A 25,375-nucleotide genomic window follows, 5' to 3' on the forward strand; every position below is an offset into this window, starting at 1 on the left:
GAGACGGAACACACAAAAATCTGATTTTGAGGAGGAGACGACGATGGAAGGACATAACATGATGCAAGTGGGTTTAAGCCGGGTTATTGAGGGACAGCATCTTTCACGTGCGGAGGCCCGCAGTGTAATGGAACAGATTATGAGTGGGAGTGCCACGCAGGCGCAAATTGGCGGGCTGCTGACAGCTCTTCGTATCAAAGGAGAGACGGTGGATGAAATCACCGGCTTTGCCGAGGCTATGCGCAGTTACGCGAGTCCAGTGCTGACTGGAGAAGGTGAGACTCGTCTGCTGGACACATGCGGAACCGGAGGTTCGGGTATTCACAAGTTTAATATTTCTACAGTATCTGCTATCATCGCCGCTTCGCTGTCTGTACGGGTGGCGAAGCATGGCAATCGTTCTGCAAGCAGCCGCGCCGGAAGTGCAGATGTGCTGGAGGCACTCGGAGTCAACATTCACCTGACGAGTGATCAGGCTCGGTCATGTCTGGATCGGATCGGCATTTGTTTTTTATTTGCGCAGTTATATCATCCGTCGATGAAGCATGCTGCTGCGCCGCGTCGTGAGCTGGGAGTGCGGACGGTGTTCAATATGCTGGGTCCGTTGACGAATCCGGCTGGTGCAGATCGACAGCTGCTGGGCGTTTATGATGCTGGAAAAACGGAAGTGATTGCCGAGGTGCTGAATCAGCTTGGCTCCAAACGGGCCATGGTTGTCAGCAGTCTGGACGGTTTGGATGAAATCAGTATTTCGGCTCCGACGCGAGTATCTGAGCTGAAGGACGGCAGGGTTCACACGTTCGAACTTCAGCCGTCGGACCTGGGCTTGCAGATGCATCATCTCGATCAGGTGCTGGGTGGAGATGCACAGGTTAACGCCGGCATTATACGGCGGATTTTGAACGGAGAGCGCGGAGCTTACCGGGACGTCGTGTTAGCGAATGCTGGCGCGTGTATTTATGTAGCAGGCGCAGCGGATACCTTGGCGGACGGAGTAGCGCGGGCGGCGGAAGCGATTGACACCGGGCTGGCACTGTCCAAGCTGGATCAATTAATACAGGCGACGGGGGAATATCAATATGTATCTTGATAAAATTGTGGTGACGAAGCGACAGGAAGTAGAGCAGCTCAAGGAGCATTTTAATATCCGTGAAGCGGAACGGCTGGTTTCCAATTTGCCTGCAACAAGAGGATTTGAGGACGCGATAGCCGTGCGTCGCAACCGGCCGCTGGGGCTGATTGCTGAAGTGAAAAAGGCTTCTCCGTCCAAAGGGCTCATCCGACCGGATTTCCATCCGGTGAACATTGCCCGTGCCTATGAGGGAGCTGGAGCCGATTGTATTTCTGTCCTGACAGATGTGACGTATTTTCAGGGCAGTCCAGAATATTTGCAGCAAATTCGTGAGCAAGTAAACATTCCGCTGCTGCGAAAGGATTTTATCATTGATGAACGGCAAATTTATGAAGCTCGTCTACTGGGAGCCGATGCGGTGCTATTGATTGCAGCTATACTGGAGCCACGTGTTTTGGGGTCGTTTATACAGATCGCCAAAGACCTGGGGCTGGACGCATTGGTGGAGGTGCATGACAGCGAGGAGCTTAAAGGGGTGCTGGATTTGGGCACAGCAACTCTGATTGGAGTAAACAATCGCAATTTGCGGACGTTCGAGACCCGCCTCCAAACGACGGAAGAGCTGATTGCACTGATCCCTAAAGGAGTTACGTTTATTAGTGAAAGCGGCATAGCCGGGCCTGAGGATGTAAAATATCTGCATTCGGTAGGCGCACACGGTATCCTGGTAGGAGAGCACCTGATGCGCAAGGATGATGTGGGTCAAGCTGTAGCGGATTTGATGAACGGGGTTACAGCATGAAGAAAACGGGCGTAAAAATTTGTGGACTTCAAAGCGTTGAAGTGCTAAAATCTATGGTAAACTTACCGGTCGATTATATAGGTTTTGTGTTTGCCGACAGTAAGCGCCGGATTGACGGCGCACAGGCTGGAGAGCTGCTTCGCGTATTGGATGAATGGACTCCGGTCAGCAGACCGCGCAGCGTGGGTGTGTTTGTGAATCCAGATGATGCGCTGCTAAATGATGTGATGGAGCAAGCTCCATTGGATGTCATTCAGCTGCATGGACAGGAGAGTCCGCAGCGCTGCAGCGAGATCAGGGAGAGTTTTGGCGTACAGGTATTCAAGGCTTGGTCTGTAGACGGTCAGCAGCAGCCGATGAAGGGCCAGACGGAACGTCCGGCAGACGAATTGGAAGCCTATGCAGGTACAATTGACGCTTTACTGCTGGATACATATGACCCACTGTATGGTGGCGGTTCTGGCAGAACGTTTGCATGGGATCGAATTCCGGCCTATCACGCTTGGACCCATCAACATGGAATTCCTTTGTTTGTAGCCGGCGGACTGACAGCTGATAATGCGGAAAAGCTGGTTGCCGAGTACCATCCTGAAGGGCTGGATGTGTCCAGCGGCGTAGAGACAAATGGAGTCAAGGACATTTCAAAAATCACGGCATTCGTAGAAAGGGTGAAGCAGGCATGACACAATTACCTGATAGCAACGGACGTTTTGGGACATTTGGCGGACGCTTCGTACCGGAGACGTTAATGAACGCACTGATTGAATTGGAGGAATCCTACCGGAAGTATGCAGATGATCCGGAATTTAAAGCAGAGCTGAACGGACTTCTAAAGGACTATTCTGGCCGGGAAACACCGCTTTACCATGCAGAGCGTCTGAGCAAGCATTTAGGCGAGGCTAAAATTTACTTGAAGCGCGAAGATTTGAATCATACCGGTGCCCACAAAATCAATAATGCCTTGGCACAGGGATTGCTGGCGAAGCGCATGGGCAAACAAAAGGTCATTGCCGAAACAGGCGCAGGACAGCATGGTGTCGCGACAGCGACTGTAGCCGCGTTGCTTGGACTGGAATGCAAGGTGTTTATGGGTGAAGAGGATACTGTGCGCCAGCAGTTAAACGTATTCCGGATGCAGCTTTTGGGTGCAGAGGTCATTCCGGTGACATCGGGTACACGTACACTTAAGGATGCCGGGAATGAAGCTTTGCGTTACTGGGTGAGCCATGTCCATGATACATTTTATATTTTGGGTTCGGCTGTTGGTCCCCATCCGTATCCGATGATGGTGCGGGACTTCCAGCGAGTGATTGGTGATGAGACTCGCCGTCAGATTTTGGAAAAGGAAGGCAGACTCCCGGATGTCGTCGTGGCAGCGATCGGTGGCGGAAGCAATGCCATCGGCATGTTTTATCCTTTTATCGAGGATGAGGGCGTTGCTTTAATCGGTGTGGAAGCTGCTGGAAAAGGCGTTGACACAGAATTCCATGCGGCAACGATGAGCAAGGGAACGCAAGGGGTCTTCCAAGGCTCGATGAGTTATCTGCTTCAGGATGAATACGGACAAGTGCAGCCTGCGCATTCCATCTCGGCCGGACTGGATTATCCAGGTGTTGGACCGGAGCATTCGTATCTGAAAGATATTGAACGGGCCAAATATGTTCCAATTACCGATCAGGAAGCGCTCGATGCACTCCAGCTCCTCTGCCGTACAGAAGGCATACTTCCTGCATTAGAGTCGGCGCATGCCGTTGCGCAGGTCGTCAAGCTGGCACCTACGTTGACGGCAGATGATATTATCGTAATTTGCTTGTCCGGGCGCGGGGATAAAGATGTGGACTCCATTATCAAGTATTTGGGAGGAAATCCGTCATGAATTTAATTGATCAGGCGTTTGAACGCCTTAAAAGTGAAGGCAAAACGGCATTAATTCCTTTTCTGACGGTGGGCGACCCAGATGTGGAGACTACGGTGGAGATTATTCGGCAGTTAGAGTCTGCCGGAGCCGATATATTGGAGCTGGGTGTTCCGTATTCCGACCCGCTGGCTGACGGTCCTGTCATTCAGCGTGCGTCTGAGCGTGCACTCAAACGGCAAATCTCGATCCGCACCTGCATGGAAACAGCTTCTCTGGCTAGGGCGGCAGGTTCAAGCCTGCCTTTTATTTTGTTTACGTATTACAATCCTGTATTGCAGATGGGCATGGATGCTTTCTTTAGTGGCTTGCAGAAGCACGGTATCAGCGGTCTGATTATTCCCGACCTTCCGCTTGAGGAAGCGGAAGAGCTGGGAGCACGGGCGGCAGAGGTAGGAGTGCATCTAATCCCGCTGGTGGCTCCAACTTCTGAGCAGCGGATTGAGCGGATTGTCCGTCATGCCCGTGGATTTGTATATTGTGTATCCTCGCTTGGTGTAACCGGGGAGAGAGCTTCCTTTTTTGAAGGGATTGAGGGCTTTATTACGCAGGTCAAACGGCATACCGACATTCCGGTGGCGATAGGCTTTGGTATTTCAAATCGGGAGCAGGTCGTCCGGTTCTCAGACATTTGTGATGGAGTTGTGGTTGGCAGTGCCATTGTGCGTCAGGTGGAGGAAGCCATTCCATTGCTGGAGGATTCTGCGCGCAGAGAAGAAGGGCTTTTGCAAATTCGTGATTTTGTGGCACAATTAAAGCAGTAATTTGGCGTCAATATAGAGAGCAACACATTTAGTTCTGATTGGATAGAGGAGGTAGGGGCATGCAACCTAAACCGCATATTGTACATTTGCCAGTATATCAGCCCGGCAAACCGATTGAAGACGTAAAACGCGAGCTGGGACTTGATGAAGTGATCAAGCTTGCTTCCAATGAAAATCCGTATGGCAGTTCTCCCAAAGTATTGAAGGCCATTCAGCAGGAGTTTGCCAACATTAGTGTCTATCCTGACGGAAGCGCGGTAGCTTTGACACAGGCGCTGGCCAAACAGACGGGCCTGAAAGAGGAGCAGTTTATTTATGGCTGTGGCTCTGACGAAATTATTGCGTTGATTACGCGTGCGTTTCTGCTTCCCGGGGAAGAAAGCATCATGGCCGATCAGACTTTTTCCGTATACAAAAGTAACGTGGAAATTGAGGGAGCGGTTGCTGTTGAGGTGCCTTTGCGCGACGGTGTGCATGATTTGGACGCTATGCTGGCTCAAATCAATGACCGTACAAAAATTATTTGGATTTGTAATCCGAATAATCCGACAGGCACCATTGTCCCCGAAGCAGAGCTGATTGCCTTTTTGGACCAGGTGCCAAAGCATGTGATGGTCGTGCTGGATGAGGCTTATGCCGAGTTTGTGACGGACCGCTCGTATCCGGACGGCATTCGTTTGTTGTCAGCGTATGAGAATTTGGTGGTACTTCGCACGTTCTCCAAAATCTATGGTCTGGCTTCGCTGCGTATCGGCTATGGTATGGGTGCCGAGTCTACCATCCGTTTGATCAATCAGGTTCGTGAGCCGTTCAATACTTCACGGGTAGCGCAGGCTGCGGCGATTGCAGCTTTGGAGGACCAGGAATTTGTTCGGGAATGTCGGGATCGCAACGCAGAGGGCATAGCTTATTTGCAAAATGAGCTGGAGCGTCTTGGGCTGGAGTCTTTTCCGGCACACGGTAACTTTATTATGCTGGATGTGCGTCGTCCATCCGGTGAGGTTTTTCAGGAATTGCTTCGTAAAGGCGTGATCATTCGCGCTGGTCATCATAAATATCCGACATATATTAGGGTGTCCGTTGGATCGCAGCCGCAAAATGAATTGTTTATCCGTGCGCTGGAACAGGTCCTGGGGGCGGAAGCGGCGAAAGTACGCCTATAATTTCCGCAGATGGGATTTGATAATTGATGAAGATTGCCATTTTCGGCGTGGGATTGATTGGTGGGTCCCTCGCACTTTGTTTTAAAGGGAAGCCGGGCATCACCGTTGTGGGTCATGCCCATCTCCCTGAACTGGTGGAACCCATGTTAAGCCGTGGTGTCGTGGACACCGCGACTCTTTCGGTTGAAGAGGCGGCAGAGGATGCCGATTTTATTTTTTTATGCGTACCGGTTGGTTTACTGGAGCATTATCTGGAACTGTTAAGCAGGCTGCCGCTTAAAGCAGGTTGTATTATTACCGATGTAGGCAGCACGAAATCGTCGATTGCCAAAAAAGCAGCGGAAATTTCTTTGCATAACGCTTATTTTATCGGCGGTCATCCGATGGCCGGCTCGGAGCGTTCAGGTGTAAAGGCTGCTTCCGCGCTGCTGTTTGAGAACGCTTATTATGTGCTCTCCCCGGCAGAGGATGTGCCTGAGGAAGCGTACGGCTCGCTGGAGCGGCTGCTAAAATATACGGGGGCTCAGGTTGTACGCGTCCAGCCTGACATGCACGATGACATTGTCGGAGCAATCAGCCATCTTCCGCACATTATTGCAGCGGCCCTGGTCAATCAGGTGCGAAAGCACAATGATGAAAATCCGCTATACCGCACATTGGCTGCGGGCGGATTCCGTGATATTACGCGCATAGCCTCTAGTGATCCGATTGTGTGGCGGGACATTTTGCTAAGTAATCGCGATGTTTTGCTAGGTCTGCTGGAAGAATGGAACGGGCAGATTGAGCGTTTTACCCATTTACTGAGAACACAAGACGGAGAGGGAATCGCTGACGAGTTTTGGACGGCAGGTAATTTCCGTAGTGAACTGCCGGAGCGCCGCAAAGGTGTCATCGTCTCAACGTTTGATCTGTATATTGATGTACCGGATACCCCTGGTATTATCGGCAGGATTGCGATGGAACTGGGAAATCACAGTATTAACCTGAGCAATATGCAAATCATCGAAAGCAGGGAGGATGTTCCAGGCATTCTGCGGCTTTCCTTCCGACAGGAGCGGGATTGGGAACGTGCCAAAGTCCTGCTTGATTCGATGAGCTATAAAGTAGTGGTATAGGAAGGAAAGCGGGTGTTTGTTAAGGAGGTCGCTCCGCGATCCATTTGGTCTTACGATCGCTGTTGCCGCCGGATTTTTTCGATCAGATGCTTTAATGGGAAAATCCGGCGGCAAAGGCGAACGCTCCGCTTTCCAGATTCAAATGAACCTCTGCGTTACGGACCGCCTTAAAAGCACCACACTTTCTGGGAGTGAAGTTGCAGGAAAAGATTTAAAGCGAGCGAAGGTTCTCTTATGCTCGCTTTTTTGTTGCTTAAAGAGCAAGTGGAATCATTCTAGGTGTTACTTGGTTACTATGATTTTTCTATACATACCGTCGAACATTATAGGTACATCCTCTTTGATCCGCAATTTTAGCTTTTGTTTTTCATACAGTTCTTCAAAATTCAACCCGATATCGGTTCCTAACACCTTAATAACGGGCCTTATCGTTTTTTTGAATAATGAGGGCTTTTTTCCTTTAGGAGAAAACTTATCGAAAATAATAAGTTCCCCGTCTTTTTTCAAAACTCGCACCATCTCATCGAAGCATTTCTTTGCGTCAGGTACTACCGAGAGAATTAAACTTCCTACTACTATATCAAATTGCTCATCCATAAAATTCATTTGTTGAGCATCCATTTCTAAGAATTGTATGGAGGTATTGGTAAATTTCTTTTTTGCTTTGTTAAGCATTTCAGGTGAATAATCTATGGCAGTAATATCCAGCCCGTAGTGATTTATCAATTCTAAATCTGCCCCAGTTCCTACACCTACAAAAAGTATTTTTTGCGCGCTATGAAATGACTTTTCTTGAAATATGATCTTTCTAGAATTGAGGAAGCTACCTGAATTGAAAAACTTATCATAAATTGGAGACCAAATCTTATATATTGCCTTGTTCCAGTTATTATTCATTTCTTGCCTCCTACCCATTGAAAAAATTTATTATATAATAATGTGTTTTAATAGAATAATCAAATAATTGGTAAATTATTGAAAATTGGAGTTTATCAACCCACATGTGAGGCAACTGAATACGCTAAAAAGGAGTAATTGTAAACAAAAAAAAGACCACCCGGGCAAAGCCCCAGGTGGTAGCTACTTTTCTGAAGTAGCTGAGTAGGATAGGAGTGGAGAGAAACCATACTGTACTTTCATTATATGTATACGTTTTCATTTTGTCAATCGTTTTTTAAAGCGTTTTCTTTTTGCTAATTATTCAAACCTTGTATCCAGAAAATGGATTCAATAGATACGTCGCTTTATCCACTTTATCTGAAAAAACATAAAATCAATTGAAAAGTCGTATATTTGAATCTGTTGCCAGTGTCAGGGAGACATTGTTGGAAATTACGGGGATTTTGGACTTTTTTATTGGCGGGCATTTTGTGGTACAATAGGTAAGTCCATTTGGGATATTGAGTAATGTTGGGGATAGCACCGTTAATGTTGGCAGTACATAGGGTAAGAAAATAACAAATGTTCCATGATGCTGTTTCATCATTTGCGCAGAGGGCGCAACTTTTTTTGACCTGTTCGGTATATATAGACAGAATCGGGTGGGGAAACAGCACATGTATGGGCGAGGAGGGTCTCACTCGGATGATGACAGATTCCCAGATGATTCAGGAAATCAAACAAGGTAATGTTGAGGTTTATTCGGAATTAATGAGGCGGCACCAACGTAAAATTTTAGCTTTTGTTTATCATATGCTGAAAAGTTCGAACCTGGAAATGATCGCTGAGGACTTATGTTCGGAGACGTTTTATAAAGCGTACCGGAGCCTGCATTCTTTTCGTGAGGTTGACGCATCGTTCTCCACTTGGTTATATACGATTGCACGCAATACAGTGTTAAGCGAGCTTCGCAAGCATCGTAGCGGTCAGGTTCCATTGGAGGAGAGCGGTTATGTGCCGGTAGCACCACCGGATGTGATTCCGGAGCAGGCTGTCCTGCGCGGCGAGAAGGTAGAGATGGTCCGTGAAGCGATCAACAGATTGCCTGAAAAGCAGAGATCAGCGCTGATTTTGCGTGAATATGAGCAATTGGACTACCAGGAGATTGCGACTATTTTAGGGCAGACGGTCAGTGCGGTAAAGTCATTGCTCTTCCGGGCAAGAACCAGTGTGAAGACGCAGTTGGAGCCTTATTTTTTTGAACCTCTCTATGAGGAAAACGAAGGGATGAGCAGCCAATGAAATCCAGGGACGCTGAGGATTTGTTCGCTACAGGCAAAAATGTATCGAAACAAGACTCGGAGCGCAGACGAGCCAAAGGCTCGTCTGACAAGTGGGAGCTTGGTTCGGAAGAGAAAGAATGGAATTTGCCAAAAGAAAGTCGATCCGCTATCCGTGATATTTCTTTTGAAATAACAGATGAGCAGGTAGAGGCGATGAATCGCCGGGTCATGGATCGGATTTATGAAGAGTCACCGTGGCTTGTTCCTGGCGAGCATCGACGTGCGCGTGTGAACCCGGCAGCCCGTAAGTATATGTCTGTATGGATTGCCGGCTTTTTGGCCGTATTTTTGTGCAGCTTTTTGTTTTTGAATTGGAATGGAAGCTCCTCTCAGGAAAATCCCCCTCAAGCGGCACCTGTCTTGGACACGGGCATTTTACCAACAGGCTTGCTGGAAACTACAAGTACATCTCCACAATATCAATATCACATTAAAGATATGAATAGGGGCATTATGGACCCGCTGGTTGCAAACATTGTTCCGACTTATCCGCAATATTGGATATTGTTGTCCATATTGGCGCTCGCGCTTGCCTTATTTTCTCTGGGCTGGATCCATCGGACGAGAAGGGTTAGAAATTAACCTGAATAACAGAATAGCGGAGGAAATGACACGATGCTTATTGGTTTGATCAGACATGGATTGACAGACTGGAATGCGGTGGGGAAAATTCAGGGCCACAGTGATATTCCGTTAAACGAGGAAGGCCGACGGCAGGCACGCTTGCTGGCAGAACGACTAAAGGAAGAACCTTATCAATGGGACGGGCTTATTACAAGCAGCCTCTCCAGAGCGAAAGAGACGGGAGAGATTATTGCTTCTGCTCTGCAGCTTCCGCTACTGGAGTCGGATGATCGATTAAGAGAACGTGCTTATGGTCAGGTCGAGGGAATGACACAGGCTGAACGTGAGAAAAAGTGGGGGATCGACTGGCATCTGCTTGATCTGGGGCAGGAGAGCGATGAGGCTCTTCAGCAGCGCGGGCTGGCTTTTATGGAGGCCATTTGGTCAGAAAATCGGGAGAAGAATCTGTTGGTCGTTTCCCACGGCGGTTTTTTGGCTAATTTGTACAAGGCCTTGTATCAGGATAAGTACACAGAACGAATTGGAAATTTGTCATTGAGTATACTTCAACGTGAAGATGCCGATTGGACACCACTGTTGTATAATTGTACGAAGCATCTACAAGAAAAATGTGATTGTAATTCAAAAAGATAAGGAAAGGCCACGATATTCTACGCAACCTAGAATATCGTGGCCTTTTTGTTTTTTTAATTATACCTTTACAAAAAAAGAGGTTTAGAGTCTGAGCATTCCGTCAAAGCTGTGGGTACAACAGGTAAGAATCATTTCCGGATGACAGTCCAGTGGCGAGGCGATGGAACGATGAATCTGGCGGATATGCTGACATTTGCGGATATTGTGCACTTGAACAGAATTGCGGTGTATTACGATTGTGACTGTAAGCCCAATTCCAAGCATGAGCTAATCCAGGGTATTTTGACAAAGCTCGGCAGCAGCAGTTTTTTTGAGACGCAGGTTAGGGAGCTGAGATTGTCAGAGATAAGGTTTTTGAATGCACTGCTGTTCGATGATCGACCTTACTTTAGTATGGAGGAATTGATTGCGATTGCCAAGCAATCCGTCGATGGAGACGTGGATTCTGGCGAGCGGCCACGGGACATCGTGACCCGCCTGCGCTCTAGCGGCTGGCTGTTCAACGGTTCTACGCACAATACGAGATATTTATACCAAATTCCGTTGGATATGAAGGAGCGCTTTCGCCGTGTTATGGTGCGGGATCTCCAAAACGGAATGACCCGGGTAAGTGAACCGTCATCGTATCGGGAAGAGGGACATCTTTTGGCGGAGGATTTACGGCTTTTCCTTCAATACATGGAGCAGCATGAGGTTCCGTTAAATCCCGAGGGGGCTTGGTACCGTCGCAATCAGCAGCAACTGATGGAGCATTTGCATATTGCAGAGCCCCTACTGGGTAAGGGGGGCTGGCGTTTCGGATACGGTTCCTCTTTTAAGTTTTATCCAGACCGAATGGCACTACTGTATGATTATGCCCGTCACTCCAGGTACATTGAGGAGAAGGGAGATCGGGTTGTGCTGACGGCAAAAGGGGAGGCGCATAGGGAGCACGCAATTGAGGATGAAATGATACAGCTATTCAGGTTCTGGTTAAGATTGTATAAAGGAGCCGTTCCCAATCTGCTTTCTCTAGTCTATTGGATTGGAGAATGTGCCAGGCCCTGGACATCCTCAGAGTCGCTTTTTGTACATATCGGGCCGCTGATCCGACCGTTTTACTATGATACGCCCCGTTCGGTCTTTGATCAGAGGATCATCCGAATGATGCTGCATTTGGGTATGCTTCGTCAAGGTGAGCACCCGACGGAGCCATCTGTACAGATGACGGCCTGGGGGCTGAAGCTGGCAGGGGAGTGCCGCATTGGGCGGAACGACCCGGGTATACGGCTCCATTGACAAGCAGCAAGCATGTTGATAGAATTTCACCCAAAATGAGAGGGTGAACATGATGCTGATTCACTATAACGGAAATTTGCCGCAGCTCCATTCATCTGTCTATGTGGCAGAAGGAGCAAAAATTGTCGGAAAAGTAACGATCGGCCAGGATTCCTCCGTATGGTTTAATGCCGTACTGCGCGGGGATATGGCACCTGTCATCATCGGTGAACGCTGCAATATCCAGGATGGGGTCGTGGGACATGTGAACACGGACCAGCCACTGGTGCTGGCGGATGATATTTCGGTGGGACATGCTGCCATTATCCATGGCTGTACGGTGGGCAAAGGCACTTTAATTGGTATGGGGGCCATTGTACTCAACGGAGCGGAGCTTGGTGAATATGCTTTAATAGGAGCAGGGTCGGTCGTTACGGAAAATGCTAAAATACCACCCTATACTCTTTCTCTCGGTACACCTGCCAAAGTGGTGCGCGAATTGACTGATGCGGATTTGCAGCGGATGTCACGAACGGCACTCAGCTATGTGGCGAAAGGAAAAGAATATAGGATCTCTTAAACTCATGTTGGAGGTGCATCCTATGGATAAAATGAAGGTTACTTATGAAGTCATGTTGGGCCTGTCTGCTGAAATGGTTTTGGACGAGGCATTACGTAAGCACCGGAGCGAAAAGCTCTACAAGGATATTGATGAGGCGCTGGCCACAGGAGATGAAGTAGCATTTCGTCATCTTACGGATGAGCTGAGAGCGATGAGTTGAAACGATTTCAGGAAGCTTCGGCTTGCCATTCCAGCCCCTCGTCAGTTCAAGATCATAATCACCAACCTGACCGTAGCAGCGGTCAGGTTTTTTTGAAGATTATAGAATTGCTCAGCGGAGCCGAATAATTCTATAATCGCAAGAAAAGCCTCTGCTAAGCGCATTCTGACTTCCGTGAAAGTACGTCGATAGACGTTTTTCTTATATGCTTGGATATGATATAGTCTTGGTAGGATGGAGCCTGCAAGGGCATCTGTCGTATGAACGGAGGATGAAGGACGTGTCATTGTCTTATTGGTGGAGCCGGTCGTTCCTGACGAGCCGGCCTTTTTTATGGCTGCTGTTCTGGTGTAATCTGGTTGGAACCGTGTATGGGTACATATGGTATAAAGGACAGCTGGAATATACGCTAAACTATCATCCGCTGTGGCAAATTGTATTTGTGCCTGACAGTCCGACAGCCAGCCTGTTTTTTACGATCTCTATCGCATTTCTGCTTTATCCTCCACGCTTCAAGAGCTTGAAGGTGATTCGTCAGGTTATGGAGGCGTTGGCTATCGTTACGAGTGTAAAATACGGCATCTGGGCCTCGGCTATTATTTTTTGGGGTGTCGCCCAGGGTGGACATATGGTATGGCAGGATTGGATGCTGGTGGCTTCTCATACGGCCATGGCCGTCGAAGCACTGCTATTCGTGCGTTTTTTTACCTGCAAATGGATTGCTTTAGGTTTGGCCGCTATGTGGACACTGTTAAACGATACGATGGATTATACTTTTGGCATTTATCCGTACCTTCCGAAGACGCTAACGAATGATGTACCGCAAGTGCGTGCGTTTACCTATATGCTGACGCTTTTCAGTATCGTAGCAGCATGGCTGGCTATGCTGGCGCGCAATCAAAAGGCATCGTCTCATCGAGATACAGCTTGAGTCGTAGCTGACTTTCATACGATTCACCTAATGCCAGTTCTAGTCCCGGTAACCTTGCCATACAGTAAGGTGAGGAGGGATGTCCCATGATTTGGGGTCAGGTGTTTCGTGTTACGTTCCGTGTTGCTTTGGGTGTTGTATTATCTATGGTCGTGCTGTCCGTCTGCGTCCCTCCAGGTATAGCAGAAGCACGTGATCAGCCAGAGCCTGTACAATCAAAATCCGTAGGCAATGCAAATGAAATTCAGAAACTGGATCAAGCTGCTGCGATACTGTATCGGGATGTAATGGACGGAAATATTGAAAAAGCACGCGCGGATGTAGGCGAGGTGAGCCGATGGTTCAGCACTGGTCAGGTACAGGCAGCGCTATCTGTAGAGGCCATTCATGCTTTATCCGGCAGCATTCTTGAGGTGCAGCAGGCTACACAGTCCGTACAAGCTTCGCCAGATGAGTGGGTGAAGGCAGCGGCCAATTTGCGGCTTGCGACAGATGTGCTTGCACATCCGCGCCAGCCCTTATGGCAGCAGTATTATAAAATTTTAAAAGAAGATGTCAGCGGCCTGAACACCCAATTTGCAAAAGGTAATATGAAGGGTTTCGCAGCAGGGGCTGCGGTGCTGGAGGATCACTATGAAACGATTCGTACAGCAGCATTGATCGACGGCAAGACAAGCGAGGTCGTGCGAACCGATTCATGGATTTCCTATGTCAAAGGATTGGGAGATCGGCAAAATGTAGATGCCTCAGCGATTAGGGGGGCATTGGAACAGGGAAACCCTACGTTGAATGCCCTGTTTGGACGTGAAAAAGATGCCACCGCACTGGCGCCATTCATCCCGCGTGAAAGCGAGCGCCGAGCAGAATTGGCAATCGGGATGGTGGTTCTGCTGGCGCTGACGTATGTAGGTTACCGCAAATATAGAACCGGGTTCTTCGGATAACGCTGAGCAGCTGAACAGTCCGAACTATTGGGAGCGTTGCAGTTTTAGCCATTAATCCATTTTGAACACGCTAGTTCTCGCCCGGTTTTTCCGGGCTATTCCTCTTTGAAGCCCTCTCCATGCACATCATGTACATCCTGGATGATGATAAACGCTCGTGGATCGACGGACTTCACAATCTGATGCAAACGCCGTATTTCCTGTCGTGACACGACGCAGTAGGCAACATGCTTCGCCTGCTTGGAAAATGCACCTACAGCGGGAATAATCGTAACTCCCCGATCCATATCTTTTGTAATCATATCGGCAATATCCATCGTATGGTCACTGATAATCATAAAAGCTCTGGCTGAATAAGCCCCCTCCTGTATAAAATCAATCATCTTGGACGCGATAAACACGGCGACTAGCGTATAGAGAATTTTTTCTTTTGGTATGTAAAGTAATGAGGCACTGATAATGACAATATCAATCACCAGCAGAATTCGCCCCATACTCCAGCCAAATTTTCGATTTAAAATACGAGCGATAATATCCGAGCCGCCAGTGGTGCCGCCAAAGCGGAATACTATACCTAACCCCGCCCCGAGTGTAACCCCAGCATATAATGAAGAAAGTATAAAATCATGTTCGGTCTGAAATGTCCCCATCCATCCGAAATGAATCATTTTTTCAAACAGCCACAGAAAAAAAGTGAGCGACCCGATACCTACCCCCGTATATATAATCTGCTTGGCGCCAAGCATTTTCCACCCGATTAAAAATAAAGGAATGTTCAGGAGTAAGGTGGAGAGGGAAGGTGAAATGGAAAAAGCATAATTCAGCAACAGGGTAATCCCTGTAATGCCGCCTTCCATCAGCTTGCTGGGTATAATGAAATACAGCAGACCGAATGCATAGATGGCCGTGCCGAGCAGAATGGGTAAAATCATTTTAAGCTGTTCCATGATTTTGGATATCTTCAATGTAATCCCTCGCATTAACAGTTTGGTAATGAACGATTTCATGTATTTAGGGTGAACTGTAGATCCTTATGTTTAGTATACCTTTTTATGGTAGCTTTAAAAGACGAATGATCACAGGCTGGAGGCGCAAGTTCAATTTAAAAAATATTTGTTTTAAAATGTGCTTTACGATAACATATGAATAAACCTGCACATAGGGGGATTGTATGCTTCATGGAAAAATCGTTAGATGAGATTCAACGTGAGGTAGATCAGTATATATCTCAATTCAAGGAAGGGTATTTTAGTCCCTTGGCGATGTTGGCCAGGATGTCCGAGGAAGTCGGGGAACTGGCGAGGGAAGTGAATCATTCCTTTGGCGAGAAGCCGAAAAAAACGGACGAGGCCGACAATTCCATTGAACTGGAGTTGGGGGACATTTTGTTTATCACGGTTTGCTTTGCGAATTCGCTGGGTATAAATTTGACCGAGGCTCATGACAAGGTCATGCATAAATTTAATACACGTGACGCGAATCGCTGGACCAAAAAGGACACCGATTAGGCGTTTTGTACATATGCTGTACCAAACCGGTTACCCGGAGGTGCAGTGTCATGAAGGTGGAGGAATACGTTCAGAAAGCTTATCAATGCATTTTGCAGAACGATTTTGAGCAGGCCGTGGAATGGTTTGAAAAAGCGATTTCAGCCCAGCCTGATCATGCGGAGCATTATTTCCGGTGTTCGGTTACCTATGCCCGCAGTGGACGTTTGGAGCAGGCGCTCACTTACGCAGAGCACGCGGTTCGTCTGGCTCCACACCAGGATGAATATGTGCTTCATCTGCACGCGCAGCAAGCCAGGCAACTTACGGAGAAGGCCAGAAAGATGCTGGATGTCGACAAAACTACACCACAGCTGCATCGAGATGCAATCTTGCTGTTGGAACAGGCGATTGCCCTTGATCCGCTATGCGGTGATGCATTTATGCTACTCGCGTTGATTTATGACGAATTGAATGAATATAAGCTGGCTGTGCAGGCTGCTCGCGAAGCGGCTGCCTTGTTTCCTCACAATGTACAGCTTGCCAATCTCATGAAGAAGTTATGCCAGCAGATGAATGAACAAATCTAGCATAAATTGATGCATAAGGAGTTGTAGGGATATGTCAGAGCCAATAAAAGTAGCTGTCGTAGGAGCAGCAGGGCGTATGGGCCGTGAGGTTGTTAAGTTGGTTCTTCAGGATGAGGAACTACAGCTTGTGGCTGCAGTGAACAGAACGCACGCCGGCAGTGATGCCGGCCTTCTCGTCGGACTGCCGGAAGCGGGCATCGCTATTGTGGAGGATGTGGAGCAGGCTTTGCTGGATAGCAGGCCCGATGTCATGGTCGATTTTACGGGGCCGCGTTTTGCGTACGCACATACCGCGCTTGCGATCAAGCATGGAGTTCGTCCGGTTATCGGAACTACAGGGTTTACATCCGAACAGATTGATGAACTGGACAAGCAGTGCCGGGAACAGCATATTGGTGGTCTGATTGCGCCTAACTTTTCCATTGGAGTCATCTTGATGATGCGGTTTGCGGCTCAGGCGGCGAAATACTACCCGCATTTGGAAATTATCGAATATCACGGTGACCAAAAATTGGACGCGCCCTCGGGGACGGCCATTAAAACGGCAGAACTGATTGCGGAGCAGCGCCAGGAGCTGCGACAGGGCAACCCGGAAGAGGAGGAATTACTGGAAGGATCACGTGGCGGTTACTATCAGGGCTTTCGTATCCACAGTGTCCGGCTTCCCGGCGTGTTTGCGCAGCAGGAAGTGATATTCGGAGGCTTTGGAGAATCCCTTAAAATCCGTCAGGATTCTTATGAGCGGGCAAGCTATATGCCTGGTGTCAAAATCGGTATTCAAAAGGTTATGGAGCAGCCAGGACTTGTATACGGGTTTGAGCATTACATTGATTAAGAAAAATGCGAATGAATTAACGAACGGAAATATAGAATGAGGCAGGAGGAATTTCGAATGTTAAAGATTGCATTTATAGCGCATGATCGTAAAAAGGATGAAATGGTTAACTTTATAACAGCATATGAGCATGTGTTTACAGAACATCAATTGTATTCAACAGGTACGACAGGTCTGCGCATTATGGAGCAAACGAAGCTTCAAATTCACCGTTTCATGTCAGGGCCGCTTGGGGGAGACCAGCAAATCGGGGCCTTGGTTGCGCAAAACGAAATGGATATGATTATATTCTTGCGTGACCCGTTAATGGCACAGCCGCATGAGCCGGATATTAGCGCGCTGCTGCGTCTGTGTGACGTGCAGGGCATTCCTCTTGCAACCAATGTTGCAACAGCTGAGATACTGGTTAAAGCGCTGGATCGCGGTGATTTTGCGTGGCGTGAGCTGGTACATAAATATAAACCGGGTATTGGCGAGCTGGGTGATATAAAATGACGCTGGATATACTGATTTTTGGAGCACATGCCGACGATGCTGAGATTGGCATGGGAGGCACGATTGCCAAGCATACGGCTGCTGGTTTCAAGGTGGGCGTGTGCGATTTGACAAGAGCCGAAATGTCCTCGAATGGGGATGTGGATACTCGTATGGCAGAGGCTGAGCAGGCATCGAAAGCGCTGGGGCTTGCCGTACGTACGAATCTCGGACTGCCTGACCGTGGATTATATGTGACACCCGAGCATGTAGCTGCAGTTACAGCAGAGATCAGGCGTCATGCTCCGAAAGTCGTATTTGCTCCGTATTGGGAGGATCGGCACCCCGATCATGTGATGTGCAGCAAGCTGGTGGAAGAAGCAGTGTTTAACGCCAAGCTACGACGCTTTATGCCGGAAAAACCTGCGGTGCAGGTGGAGCAATTATATTTTTATTTTATTAATGACATCGGCAGAACGGATCTGGTCGTGGACATTACGGAGCACTATGAAGCCAAGGAGCAATCGCTGTTAAGCTATGCTTCGCAGTTTCAGGCTGCACCGGGCAAGGACACGGTAGCTACGCCGTTAAATCAGGGCTATGTGGAGCGCGTGAAAGCCCGGGATTCTCTGCTCGGTCAGCGCAAGCTGATTCCATATGCAGAGGGCTTTGCGTCCAAAACGCCTCATCTGGTTAAGCTATTCACATAAGTATTTATAAATTTCTTGACATATGAATGCACAGAATCCAACGTAAAAAGGACAGAGATGTGCACTGTATTTGGTGTATCACTATTATTAAAAGTCATTACTGATGAACGGAAGGGGGGCAGCTTAACTTGAATGACAAATTGAAAATTGGAATTACCTGTTATCCATCGCTGGGTGGCTCCGGCGTAGTAGCGACAGAACTGGGCAAGTTGCTGGCCGAGAAGGGGCATGAGGTTCATTTTATTGCCAATAGCATTCCGTTCAGATTAGGCGGGGCATTCCAAAAAAATATATTCTATCATGAGGTTGAGGTTAACGATTATTATGTGTTCAGATACCCGCCTTATGATTTGTCGTTGGCGACAAAAATGGCTCAGGTTGCACAAATGAAGAATTTGGATGTACTTCATGTTCATTATGCCGTACCACATGCGGTATGCGCTTATTTGGCCAAGGAAATGGTCGGCGATCACCTCAAGGTGGTAACCACGCTGCACGGTACGGACATTACGGTGCTGGCGCAGGATGAATCGTTGAAGGACCTGATTCGACTGGCTATTAACAAAAGCGACGCTGTGACCGCAGTGTCCAAGGATTTGATTCGTGAGACGATAGATGCGCTGGAGATTACACGGCCCATTGATTTGACCTACAACTTTGTCGACAAACGGGTGTATTATCCAAGGGATGCGGCTGCGCTGCGGAGAGATTTTGCCCAGCCGGATGAAAAGATCATGATGCATATTTCCAATTTCCGCCCTGTCAAACGGGTGGCAGACGTATTGGATATATTTGCACGAGTACAGGAAAAAGTACCTTCGAAGCTGCTGCTGGTCGGGGAAGGGCCGGACCTTCCAAAAATCCGCTGTAAAATCGAAGATTTAGGCTTACAGGATAAGGTATTCTTTTTGGGTAAGCAGGATGAGATTGCACAGGTCATTTCCATGGCGGATGTGCTGCTGCTTCCTTCGGAAAAAGAAAGCTTTGGGCTGGTTGGACTGGAAGCTATGGCTTGCGGGGTACCGACCGTTGGCTCACAGGCAGGCGGTATACCTGAACTTGTTGTTCATGGAAGTACGGGATATCTTGCTGAAATTGGCAACACCGAGGCGATGGCTGAATATGCAATCGAGCTGTTATCCGATGAAGCGATGGCAGAACGTTTCCGTGAAGCCTGTCTGACACGTGCTCGTACCGTTTTCTGTGATGAACTGATTAGCCGTCAATATGAAGAAATATATTACCGTGTGTTGGGACGCGAGGTGCCGGAGCTTAAACCGATCTGCGTTTAAGGAGGCGGACTCGCGTCCGTTTTTTTATTGAATATTTGCAAAGGGGGAAACCCTGTGAAGACAAATACCTGGCAATATGCGGATCAAGAGATGGCTCTTCATGGCAAAGAGGTCATACATACACTTACGACAGCAGGCCACGAGGCCTACTGGGTTGGCGGCTGTGTACGGGATGAGCTATTAGGCCGCGCTATTCATGACATGGACCTGACCACTTCAGCTGAGCCTGAACAGGTCATAGCCCTGTTCCCTCATGTCATTCCGACAGGAATTCAGCATGGGACGGTTACGGTCATGCAGGGCGGTCATGCATTCGAGGTAACCACATTTCGTACGGAAAGCGGCTACGCTGATCACCGCCGCCCAACGGAGGTTGCTTTTGTGAAGGAGATCCGGGAGGATCTGATGCGCCGTGATTTTACCATGAACGCGATCGCGATGGATGAATATGGAGAGCGAGTGGACCCCTTTGGAGGAGAAGCCGATTTGCGCGCTGCTCTTGTCCGTTGTGTGGGGCGAGCCGAGGAACGGTTTGAGGAGGATGGATTGCGGATGCTGCGTTGCATCCGTTTTGCCTCTGTTTTCCGTTTCCGCATCGCTTTCAACACCTGGAAAGGGATGATAGGGCGCAGAGAAGGACTTCGATATATAGCGATGGAACGCGTGCGAGTCGAACTGGAAAAGATGCTGTCCGGACCGGACCCGCTACGCGGTCTGGACATGCTGAGCCGGAGCGGATTGCTGGCCTGTACAAAGGTGCCGGTTCCCTGGGAGCAATGTGAAGGGGACGCGCTTAGCGGGATCGTGCAGCTGCCAGATGAACTGCGTTGGGGCCTGCTTCTGCTGTCTTGCAGACTAACCTCAGAGGCGGCGGACGAGCTGCTGAGAGCCTGGACCTTCTCCAACGCTGTACGTCTGCGACTGGTTCATCTGCTGGAATGGGAGACTGAGCTAGTCAGCCGTGCTGTTGCAATAGCTGGTGATTCCGCTTCTGAAAAACATGACGACAGCCACGATGAGGCACTCCGCCGCAGCTGGATTCAACTGTTAATTAAGCTGGGACGGGATACCGCTTCAGACTGGCTTGAGGTTTATCAAGTACTGCCTGCTTCATTTCGTGGATTATCGCTGGAGGCAGATCAGCATGTGGCGCGGATGGCAGAATTGGCAAATTCATGGACGAAGCAAGCTGCAGTGATTCGTATTAAGGATTTAAACATTACAGGAAATATACTGGTTCAAGTGATGAATCGACGGGGTGGGCCTTGGCTGGGACAGACGATGGAACGGCTTTTACTGGCTGCCGCCTGCGGAGATATACCGAATGAAACAGAAGCATTGCTTCAGGAAGCGAAACGGGTGACGGAACAGGTGACGAAACAGGAGATAAGTAATGAATAATCATGAAAGATTGTTAGGCATACTGGAGGAGGGGGCATCCGATTATGTATCGGGTGAGGAAATCAGCCGCCGCCTCTCGGTCAGCCGCACGGCCATATGGAAGCAGATTAACAAGCTGCGTGAGCTGGGCTACACCATTGAAGCCTCCTCGCGTCGTGGCTACCGATTGGTGTCCCACCCAGACCGACTGGAGGTTTCCAAGCTGGCACGTGCATTGAATACCGAATCGTTTGGTCAACGTATCGTTATTCTGGATTCGACGGTCTCCACTCAGCAGGATGCCATGCGTTTGGCAGAAGAGGGGGCACCGGAGGGGACCGTAGTGCTGGCGGAGGAGCAGACGGCAGGACGGGGACGTTTGGGTCGGAAGTGGTTTTCACCTCGTGGCAAAGGCGTCTGGATGAGCATTGTGTTGCGTCCCACCCAGCCCCTAGGCTTTACTCCCCAGCTGACACTGCTTACAGGTGTGGCGGTGTGCAGGGCCATTCGTCGGCTGACGGGTGTGGAGGCTGGCATCAAGTGGCCCAATGATCTGCTTATTCATGGCCGCAAAGTGTCCGGTATTCTGCTGGAATCCGCAACAGAGGATCAACGGGTCCGCTATTGTATTGCCGGCATCGGCATTGATGTGAATTTGAATACGGATGATTATCCCGAAGAATTAACTCAGTTGGGAACGTCCTTGAAAATAGAAGCAGAGCGTGAAATTGACCGTACTGAATTGATTGCTGCGGTGCTGGAAGAGATGGAGCAGCTATGCAGGTTGTATGCGGAGCAGGGCTTTCAGCCGATAGCCATGCTGTGGGAGGCTTTATCGGTAACGATAAACCGCAGCGTACGGGCACATACCGGACAAGGGATAGCGGTGGAAGGTACAGCCGTCGGTCTGGACCCATCAGGGGCACTAGTGGTTGAAACGGATCAGGGAGAGCGAATTCAGGTCATTTCAGGCGATATACAATTGTAAGAGCGAATATAGCTGTGAATAGCGCCCACAATCGCTATGTTCCCTGTGCAAAACTTCACGTGAAAAATTGGATGTTTTTTGTTATACTGTGCAGGAGGCGGCATCGGACGGTCCGAGCTGCACTCCAAGGGCACATGCTCTACTTTAGCAAGTTTGTAAAACCATCATAACTTCATTTGAAGGTTACGTTGGATTCTGCTCTGAGCCGAACAGGACCGAGACAGAAGGGACGATCTCAAAATGAGTGTCTTTTTTGGCTGTTCGGACCTTTTAATGACGCACATATGCAGGCGTTCATAAAAGGTTATTTTTTGTGCCAAAAAAAAGATGGAAGGGAGCCATTCGCAATGGCGGGAAAACAAGCACTGAATATTGTGAAAATGAAAAAAATGAAGAAGGAGGGCATTCCGCTCAGTATGCTGACCGCGTATGATTATCCATCGGCTAAAATAGCCGAGGAGGCGGGAATAGACATGATTCTCGTGGGTGATTCACTGGGTAATGTGGTTCTTGGTTACGATTCGACCATTCCCGTGACTTTGGACGATATCGTGTACCACTCCCGTGCGGTAGCAAGAGGCGCGGAGCATACATTTATCGTAGCGGACATGCCTTTTATGACATACCACAGCAGCGTATCGGAAAGCCTTCAGGGCATCCGCCGTCTGATGCAGGAAGGACATGTGCATGCTGTCAAATTGGAAGGCGGAGCGGAAATTTCCGATGTCGTAAAAGCGACTGTTCGGGCAGGTGTACCTGTACTGGGACATATCGGTCTTACACCACAGGCAGTCAATCAGATTGGTGGCTATCGCATTCAAGGTAAGGACGAAGCAGACGCACGTCGGTTGATGGAGGATGCCAAGGCACTGGAGCAGGCGGGAGCCTTTGGCATTGTACTGGAACTGGTGACTGAGGAAGTCGCAACTGCCATTTCCAAAGAACTATCCATTCCGACCATTGGCATTGGCGCTGGACGCGGATGCGACGGCCAGGTACTGGTCTACCACGATCTGATTCAATATGCATCGCCTTATTACAGCAAGCGCTTTGTCAAAACCTATGCCGATGTAGGCGGCTTGATCCGCAGCAGCATTGAGCAATATGTGAGCGATGTGAAGGGACGGGCCTTTCCGGCTGAAGAGCATGTGTTCAGTACGGATGACCGTGTCGTGGAAGCTCTGTACGGTAAGGCGAAAGGGCAATCACAGGAACAAGCTAAGGAAAAGGTGGAATCCCGGTCATGATCATCGTAAGAGAAGTGGCCCAGCTGCGACAGGCTATCGCTGAACGTCGGCAGCTTGGAGCAAATGGAGCAAAAGCGGTAAATGATTCTGCCTCTGTGCAGCAGCAATATAAAGTCGGCTTTGTGCCGACGATGGGATATTTGCATGAAGGCCATGCGAGCTTGATGCAAAAGGCGCGTGAAATGTCGGATACAGTGGTGCTCAGCATTTTCGTCAACCCGATTCAATTTGGACCTAATGAAGATCTGGACAGCTATCCTCGTGATGAAGCACGTGACCTGGAGGTAGCACGGCGTGAGGGCGTGGATATTGTGTTTTTGCCAACTGTAGCAGAAATGTACCCGCAGCCAACCCGAACCAAGATTCACGTATCCGCCTTGACCGAACGCTTGTGCGGCGCTTCACGTCCAGGACATTTTGATGGTGTGACGACGGTGGTGGCCAAGCTGTTTAACATGGTCAATCCTGATCTGGCCTTCTTTGGTATGAAGGACGCGCAGCAGGTTGCTGTGTTACAGCAGATGGTGACCGATCTCAATATGAATGTGACCATTGTGCCTTGCCCGATCGTTCGAGAGGCTGACGGTTTGGCGCTGAGCTCGCGCAATGTGTATTTGAGTGCAGAGCAGCGGGAGCAGGCGCTGGTGCTGTCCAGGTCACTGCGCAAGGTACGTGAAGTGAGCGAGGATGTTGTCCGAAATACGTTTACGATTCGTCAGATACACCAAATGGTGGAGTCCACCATTGCTTCCTCGCCTTTGGCAGACATTGACTACATTGAAATATTAACTTTTCCCGGCTTGGAGCCAATTCTTCCTGAGCAGCGGCTAAGTGATGTTGAAGAGGACATCATTGTAGCGCTGGCTGTGAAATTTGGGAACACCCGACTGATTGACAATATAAGATTACAAAAAGCGGAGGTGCTTTCCCATGTTTAGAACGATGATGAAATCGAAAATTCACCGGGCGACGGTGACTGAAGCCAATCTTAATTATGTGGGGAGTATTACGATTGATGAGGATTTGATGGAGACATCCGATCTGCTGGAAAATGAAAAAGTTCAAATTGTGAATAATAACAACGGAGCGCGGCTGGAAACCTATGTTATCCCTGGACCGCGTGGCAGCGGCGTGATCTGCCTCAACGGTGCGGCAGCGCGTCTGGTGCAGCCTGGTGATACGGTCATTATTATTTCCTACGCTTCGATGTCAAATGAAGAGGCAAAAACATACAAACCGACTGTAGTATTCGTGGATGAGCATAATAAACCAGCTCAGACAGCGAATAAGGAAGTACACGCTACGATCATGTAATGAATGGGAGTGCGGATGAAACCCGCCCTTTAGGCGAAAAATGTGAGTGTACTAATCCATCTTTCGTAAGGGCGGGATGCACATGTTCCAGCATGTATTCGCAGAAATGAACAGCATGTTAGATGATATCGTGAAGCATTACCCATCAGCCCAAGGCTCGCGCAAACAGGAGCTGCTGCAGCATTGGAGTTTGCTGCGGAAAATGAGTGACAGAATTATGGATGAATGGCTGGCCTTTGAGGAAAAAATGGTTTGCCTGCGAGCGGCCGGTTTTTCCGCAGAGTCCGATATGTCTGACACGGAGCTAACCGGAAAGGAACAGCCTGAAAAAGAGCTGCCTGCCTATAATCGGGGACAAGGATATTATCAACTGCTTATGTACCCTGAGGCAATTCAACAGTTCGAGCAGGTATTACAGCATTTTCCGAACAGCTGGCAAAGTCGTATGTATTTAGGAATGGCGTATTTTCAACTGGAGGATACAGCGCAGGCTGTACGCCATTTTGAGCAGGTGCTTGACCTGACTGAGCAGCCGACACTCAAGGCGGCCATCTATAACGCGCTTGGCTGTCTGATGGCCAAACAGGCTGACGTAGAGGCTGCGCAAAAATGTTTTGCTCTCGCGCACCAGCTTGATCCTGCGATGCCCGAGCCCTTGCACAATATGGAAGCCTGTTTGTTCGGTACCGAAATGCTTCGCTACGACAGCTCGATGATGACCTGGATGTAGCTGTTGTCAGACACCGGGTAAGACGATGCATGCCCACCTCCCCAGGCGGCGTGTGCATCGTCTTTTTTGGCTGTCTTAATTTCCAAAAAGGCGATCTTCTGATATGCTGTTATACAGAGTTATTATTTTTTGTATGTGTCAAA

Annotated in this window: 29 protein-coding genes; 27 read left to right on the forward strand and 2 right to left on the reverse strand. The window is 48.9% G+C overall.

The features are described 5' to 3' along the window. The first annotated feature begins 43 nt into the window (after positions 1-43). The 7 genes from trpD to B4V02_RS10560 are packed head-to-tail and all read left to right on the forward strand — an operon-like array spanning position 44 to position 6,831. The gene (gene trpD / locus B4V02_RS10530) at positions 44-1,090 is read left to right on the forward strand and encodes an anthranilate phosphoribosyltransferase (protein ID WP_094154727.1); all 1,047 of its coding nucleotides are present in this window, start codon (positions 44-46) and stop codon (positions 1,088-1,090) included. After that, positions 1,080-1,874: an indole-3-glycerol phosphate synthase TrpC gene (trpC, locus tag B4V02_RS10535; RefSeq protein WP_094154728.1), complete on the forward strand. Its 795-nt coding sequence runs from the start codon at positions 1,080-1,082 to the stop codon at positions 1,872-1,874. The genes trpD and trpC overlap by 11 nt, the downstream gene beginning before the upstream one ends. Further along, positions 1,871-2,557 carry a phosphoribosylanthranilate isomerase gene (locus tag B4V02_RS10540; RefSeq protein ID WP_094154729.1) on the forward strand — a complete coding sequence of 229 codons (687 nt, stop codon included), beginning with the start codon at positions 1,871-1,873 and terminating at the stop codon, positions 2,555-2,557. The genes trpC and B4V02_RS10540 overlap by 4 nt, the downstream gene beginning before the upstream one ends. Beyond that, entirely contained in the window at positions 2,554-3,750 is a 1,197-nt protein-coding gene (gene trpB / locus B4V02_RS10545; protein ID WP_094154730.1) for a tryptophan synthase subunit beta, read from the forward strand. The genes B4V02_RS10540 and trpB overlap by 4 nt, the downstream gene beginning before the upstream one ends. Next, a complete protein-coding gene (gene trpA / locus B4V02_RS10550) occupies positions 3,747-4,553 on the forward strand; it encodes a tryptophan synthase subunit alpha (protein WP_094154731.1) in 807 nt (268 codons plus the stop codon). The genes trpB and trpA overlap by 4 nt, the downstream gene beginning before the upstream one ends. Before the next feature lie 59 nt (positions 4,554-4,612). Continuing rightward, positions 4,613-5,716: a histidinol-phosphate transaminase gene (gene hisC / locus B4V02_RS10555; protein ID WP_094154732.1), complete on the forward strand. Its 1,104-nt coding sequence runs from the start codon at positions 4,613-4,615 to the stop codon at positions 5,714-5,716. Between the two features lie 26 nt (positions 5,717-5,742). Beyond that, positions 5,743-6,831, forward strand: a complete 1,089-nt coding sequence (locus tag B4V02_RS10560) for a prephenate dehydrogenase (protein WP_094154733.1) — start codon at positions 5,743-5,745, stop codon at positions 6,829-6,831. A 282-nt stretch (positions 6,832-7,113) separates the two neighbouring features. Here B4V02_RS10560 and B4V02_RS10565 read toward each other — a convergent pair whose 3' ends face one another. Next, complete coding sequence (locus tag B4V02_RS10565; RefSeq protein ID WP_094154734.1) at positions 7,114-7,728, reverse strand: class I SAM-dependent methyltransferase; 615 nt, start codon at positions 7,726-7,728, stop codon at positions 7,114-7,116. A gap of 687 nt (positions 7,729-8,415) precedes the next feature. Here B4V02_RS10565 and B4V02_RS10575 point away from each other — a divergent pair. The 8 genes from B4V02_RS10575 to B4V02_RS10615 all read left to right on the forward strand — a co-directional run bounded on the left by B4V02_RS10575 (position 8,416) and on the right by B4V02_RS10615 (position 14,185). Beyond that, on the forward strand, positions 8,416-9,012 hold the full coding sequence (locus B4V02_RS10575) for an RNA polymerase sigma factor (protein WP_007430814.1): 597 nt from the start codon (positions 8,416-8,418) through the stop codon (positions 9,010-9,012). After that, positions 9,009-9,635, forward strand: coding sequence for an anti-sigma factor (locus B4V02_RS10580; protein WP_094154735.1), 627 nt, complete (start codon positions 9,009-9,011; stop codon positions 9,633-9,635). The genes B4V02_RS10575 and B4V02_RS10580 overlap by 4 nt, the downstream gene beginning before the upstream one ends. 33 nt (positions 9,636-9,668) lie before the next feature. Further along, complete coding sequence (locus tag B4V02_RS10585) at positions 9,669-10,271, forward strand: histidine phosphatase family protein (protein WP_094154736.1); 603 nt, start codon at positions 9,669-9,671, stop codon at positions 10,269-10,271. Between the two features lie 168 nt (positions 10,272-10,439). Beyond that, positions 10,440-11,549 carry a hypothetical protein gene (locus B4V02_RS10590; RefSeq protein ID WP_094154737.1) on the forward strand — a complete coding sequence of 370 codons (1,110 nt, stop codon included), beginning with the start codon at positions 10,440-10,442 and terminating at the stop codon, positions 11,547-11,549. A gap of 52 nt (positions 11,550-11,601) precedes the next feature. Further along, positions 11,602-12,108 carry a gamma carbonic anhydrase family protein gene (locus B4V02_RS10595; RefSeq protein ID WP_007430810.1) on the forward strand — a complete coding sequence of 169 codons (507 nt, stop codon included), beginning with the start codon at positions 11,602-11,604 and terminating at the stop codon, positions 12,106-12,108. A 22-nt stretch (positions 12,109-12,130) separates the two neighbouring features. Beyond that, entirely contained in the window at positions 12,131-12,310 is a 180-nt protein-coding gene (locus B4V02_RS10600) for an IDEAL domain-containing protein (protein WP_007430809.1), read from the forward strand. Between the two features lie 280 nt (positions 12,311-12,590). Next, positions 12,591-13,241, forward strand: a complete 651-nt coding sequence (locus B4V02_RS10610; RefSeq protein WP_094154738.1) for a DUF1405 domain-containing protein — start codon at positions 12,591-12,593, stop codon at positions 13,239-13,241. 86 nt (positions 13,242-13,327) lie between these two features. After that, positions 13,328-14,185 (forward strand): sporulation protein YpjB, encoded by an 858-nt coding sequence (locus B4V02_RS10615; RefSeq protein WP_094154739.1) that lies wholly within the window; start codon positions 13,328-13,330, stop codon positions 14,183-14,185. A 95-nt stretch (positions 14,186-14,280) separates the two neighbouring features. Here the strand turns inward: B4V02_RS10615 and B4V02_RS10620 are convergent, their stop codons facing one another. Next, complete coding sequence (locus B4V02_RS10620) at positions 14,281-15,150, reverse strand: YitT family protein (protein ID WP_094156982.1); 870 nt, start codon at positions 15,148-15,150, stop codon at positions 14,281-14,283. Between the two features lie 213 nt (positions 15,151-15,363). On the opposite strand from B4V02_RS10620, the gene B4V02_RS10625 reads away from it, so the two are divergent. The 12 genes from B4V02_RS10625 (at position 15,364) to B4V02_RS10680 (ending at position 25,232) form a co-directional block, all read left to right on the forward strand. Continuing rightward, entirely contained in the window at positions 15,364-15,693 is a 330-nt protein-coding gene (locus tag B4V02_RS10625; protein WP_007430805.1) for a nucleotide pyrophosphohydrolase, read from the forward strand. 50 nt (positions 15,694-15,743) lie between these two features. Continuing rightward, positions 15,744-16,262 carry a tetratricopeptide repeat protein gene (locus tag B4V02_RS10630; RefSeq protein WP_094154740.1) on the forward strand — a complete coding sequence of 173 codons (519 nt, stop codon included), beginning with the start codon at positions 15,744-15,746 and terminating at the stop codon, positions 16,260-16,262. A 31-nt stretch (positions 16,263-16,293) separates the two neighbouring features. After that, on the forward strand, positions 16,294-17,097 hold the full coding sequence (gene dapB, locus B4V02_RS10635; protein ID WP_094154741.1) for a 4-hydroxy-tetrahydrodipicolinate reductase: 804 nt from the start codon (positions 16,294-16,296) through the stop codon (positions 17,095-17,097). A gap of 57 nt (positions 17,098-17,154) precedes the next feature. Continuing rightward, positions 17,155-17,592 carry a methylglyoxal synthase gene (gene mgsA, locus B4V02_RS10640; protein WP_007430802.1) on the forward strand — a complete coding sequence of 146 codons (438 nt, stop codon included), beginning with the start codon at positions 17,155-17,157 and terminating at the stop codon, positions 17,590-17,592. After that, complete coding sequence (gene bshB1 / locus B4V02_RS10645) at positions 17,589-18,281, forward strand: bacillithiol biosynthesis deacetylase BshB1 (protein WP_094154742.1); 693 nt, start codon at positions 17,589-17,591, stop codon at positions 18,279-18,281. Before mgsA ends, bshB1 begins: the two co-directional genes overlap by 4 nt. 128 nt (positions 18,282-18,409) lie before the next feature. Then, positions 18,410-19,573 carry an N-acetyl-alpha-D-glucosaminyl L-malate synthase BshA gene (bshA, locus tag B4V02_RS10650; protein ID WP_094154743.1) on the forward strand — a complete coding sequence of 388 codons (1,164 nt, stop codon included), beginning with the start codon at positions 18,410-18,412 and terminating at the stop codon, positions 19,571-19,573. Between the two features lie 54 nt (positions 19,574-19,627). Then, positions 19,628-20,974 carry a CCA tRNA nucleotidyltransferase gene (locus B4V02_RS10655; protein WP_094154744.1) on the forward strand — a complete coding sequence of 449 codons (1,347 nt, stop codon included), beginning with the start codon at positions 19,628-19,630 and terminating at the stop codon, positions 20,972-20,974. After that, on the forward strand, positions 20,967-21,941 hold the full coding sequence (locus tag B4V02_RS10660) for a biotin--[acetyl-CoA-carboxylase] ligase (RefSeq protein WP_094154745.1): 975 nt from the start codon (positions 20,967-20,969) through the stop codon (positions 21,939-21,941). Before B4V02_RS10655 ends, B4V02_RS10660 begins: the two co-directional genes overlap by 8 nt. 347 nt (positions 21,942-22,288) lie before the next feature. Then, a complete protein-coding gene (gene panB, locus B4V02_RS10665; protein ID WP_094154746.1) occupies positions 22,289-23,188 on the forward strand; it encodes a 3-methyl-2-oxobutanoate hydroxymethyltransferase in 900 nt (299 codons plus the stop codon). Continuing rightward, entirely contained in the window at positions 23,185-24,126 is a 942-nt protein-coding gene (panC, locus tag B4V02_RS10670) for a pantoate--beta-alanine ligase (RefSeq protein WP_094154747.1), read from the forward strand. The genes panB and panC overlap by 4 nt, the downstream gene beginning before the upstream one ends. After that, positions 24,119-24,502 (forward strand): aspartate 1-decarboxylase, encoded by a 384-nt coding sequence (gene panD, locus B4V02_RS10675; RefSeq protein WP_007430795.1) that lies wholly within the window; start codon positions 24,119-24,121, stop codon positions 24,500-24,502. Before panC ends, panD begins: the two co-directional genes overlap by 8 nt. A gap of 82 nt (positions 24,503-24,584) precedes the next feature. Continuing rightward, on the forward strand, positions 24,585-25,232 hold the full coding sequence (locus B4V02_RS10680) for a tetratricopeptide repeat protein (protein WP_094154748.1): 648 nt from the start codon (positions 24,585-24,587) through the stop codon (positions 25,230-25,232). The last annotated feature ends 143 nt before the right edge of the window (positions 25,233-25,375 follow it).

This window comes from Paenibacillus kribbensis (assembly GCF_002240415.1).
Taxonomy (GTDB): Bacteria; Bacillota; Bacilli; order Paenibacillales; family Paenibacillaceae; genus Paenibacillus; species Paenibacillus kribbensis.

Excerpts from the sequence above, each read along its gene's own strand:
- B4V02_RS10540 (WP_094154729.1), top strand. The coding sequence starts at position 1,871 with ATGAAGAAAACGGGCGTAAAAATTTGTGGACTTCAAAGCGTTGAAGTG.
- mgsA (WP_007430802.1), top strand. The coding sequence starts at position 17,155 with ATGTTAAAGATTGCATTTATAGCGCATGATCGTAAAAAGGATGAAATG.
- bshB1 (WP_094154742.1), top strand. The coding sequence starts at position 17,589 with ATGACGCTGGATATACTGATTTTTGGAGCACATGCCGACGATGCTGAG.
- trpA (WP_094154731.1), top strand. The coding sequence starts at position 3,747 with ATGAATTTAATTGATCAGGCGTTTGAACGCCTTAAAAGTGAAGGCAAA.
- B4V02_RS10565 (WP_094154734.1), bottom strand. The coding sequence starts at position 7,728 with ATGAATAATAACTGGAACAAGGCAATATATAAGATTTGGTCTCCAATT.
- trpD (WP_094154727.1), top strand. The coding sequence starts at position 44 with ATGGAAGGACATAACATGATGCAAGTGGGTTTAAGCCGGGTTATTGAG.
- B4V02_RS10580 (WP_094154735.1), top strand. The coding sequence starts at position 9,009 with ATGAAATCCAGGGACGCTGAGGATTTGTTCGCTACAGGCAAAAATGTA.
- trpC (WP_094154728.1), top strand. The coding sequence starts at position 1,080 with ATGTATCTTGATAAAATTGTGGTGACGAAGCGACAGGAAGTAGAGCAG.
- panC (WP_094154747.1), top strand. The coding sequence starts at position 23,185 with ATGATCATCGTAAGAGAAGTGGCCCAGCTGCGACAGGCTATCGCTGAA.
- B4V02_RS10575 (WP_007430814.1), top strand. The coding sequence starts at position 8,416 with ATGATGACAGATTCCCAGATGATTCAGGAAATCAAACAAGGTAATGTT.
- B4V02_RS10660 (WP_094154745.1), top strand. The coding sequence starts at position 20,967 with ATGAATAATCATGAAAGATTGTTAGGCATACTGGAGGAGGGGGCATCC.
- trpB (WP_094154730.1), top strand. The coding sequence starts at position 2,554 with ATGACACAATTACCTGATAGCAACGGACGTTTTGGGACATTTGGCGGA.
- B4V02_RS10615 (WP_094154739.1), top strand. The coding sequence starts at position 13,328 with ATGATTTGGGGTCAGGTGTTTCGTGTTACGTTCCGTGTTGCTTTGGGT.
- B4V02_RS10600 (WP_007430809.1), top strand. The coding sequence starts at position 12,131 with ATGGATAAAATGAAGGTTACTTATGAAGTCATGTTGGGCCTGTCTGCT.
- hisC (WP_094154732.1), top strand. The coding sequence starts at position 4,613 with ATGCAACCTAAACCGCATATTGTACATTTGCCAGTATATCAGCCCGGC.
- B4V02_RS10585 (WP_094154736.1), top strand. The coding sequence starts at position 9,669 with ATGCTTATTGGTTTGATCAGACATGGATTGACAGACTGGAATGCGGTG.
- B4V02_RS10625 (WP_007430805.1), top strand. The coding sequence starts at position 15,364 with ATGGAAAAATCGTTAGATGAGATTCAACGTGAGGTAGATCAGTATATA.
- dapB (WP_094154741.1), top strand. The coding sequence starts at position 16,294 with ATGTCAGAGCCAATAAAAGTAGCTGTCGTAGGAGCAGCAGGGCGTATG.
- panD (WP_007430795.1), top strand. The coding sequence starts at position 24,119 with ATGTTTAGAACGATGATGAAATCGAAAATTCACCGGGCGACGGTGACT.
- B4V02_RS10680 (WP_094154748.1), top strand. The coding sequence starts at position 24,585 with ATGTTCCAGCATGTATTCGCAGAAATGAACAGCATGTTAGATGATATC.
- B4V02_RS10595 (WP_007430810.1), top strand. The coding sequence starts at position 11,602 with ATGCTGATTCACTATAACGGAAATTTGCCGCAGCTCCATTCATCTGTC.
- panB (WP_094154746.1), top strand. The coding sequence starts at position 22,289 with ATGGCGGGAAAACAAGCACTGAATATTGTGAAAATGAAAAAAATGAAG.
- B4V02_RS10560 (WP_094154733.1), top strand. The coding sequence starts at position 5,743 with ATGAAGATTGCCATTTTCGGCGTGGGATTGATTGGTGGGTCCCTCGCA.
- B4V02_RS10630 (WP_094154740.1), top strand. The coding sequence starts at position 15,744 with ATGAAGGTGGAGGAATACGTTCAGAAAGCTTATCAATGCATTTTGCAG.
- B4V02_RS10590 (WP_094154737.1), top strand. The coding sequence starts at position 10,440 with ATGAATCTGGCGGATATGCTGACATTTGCGGATATTGTGCACTTGAAC.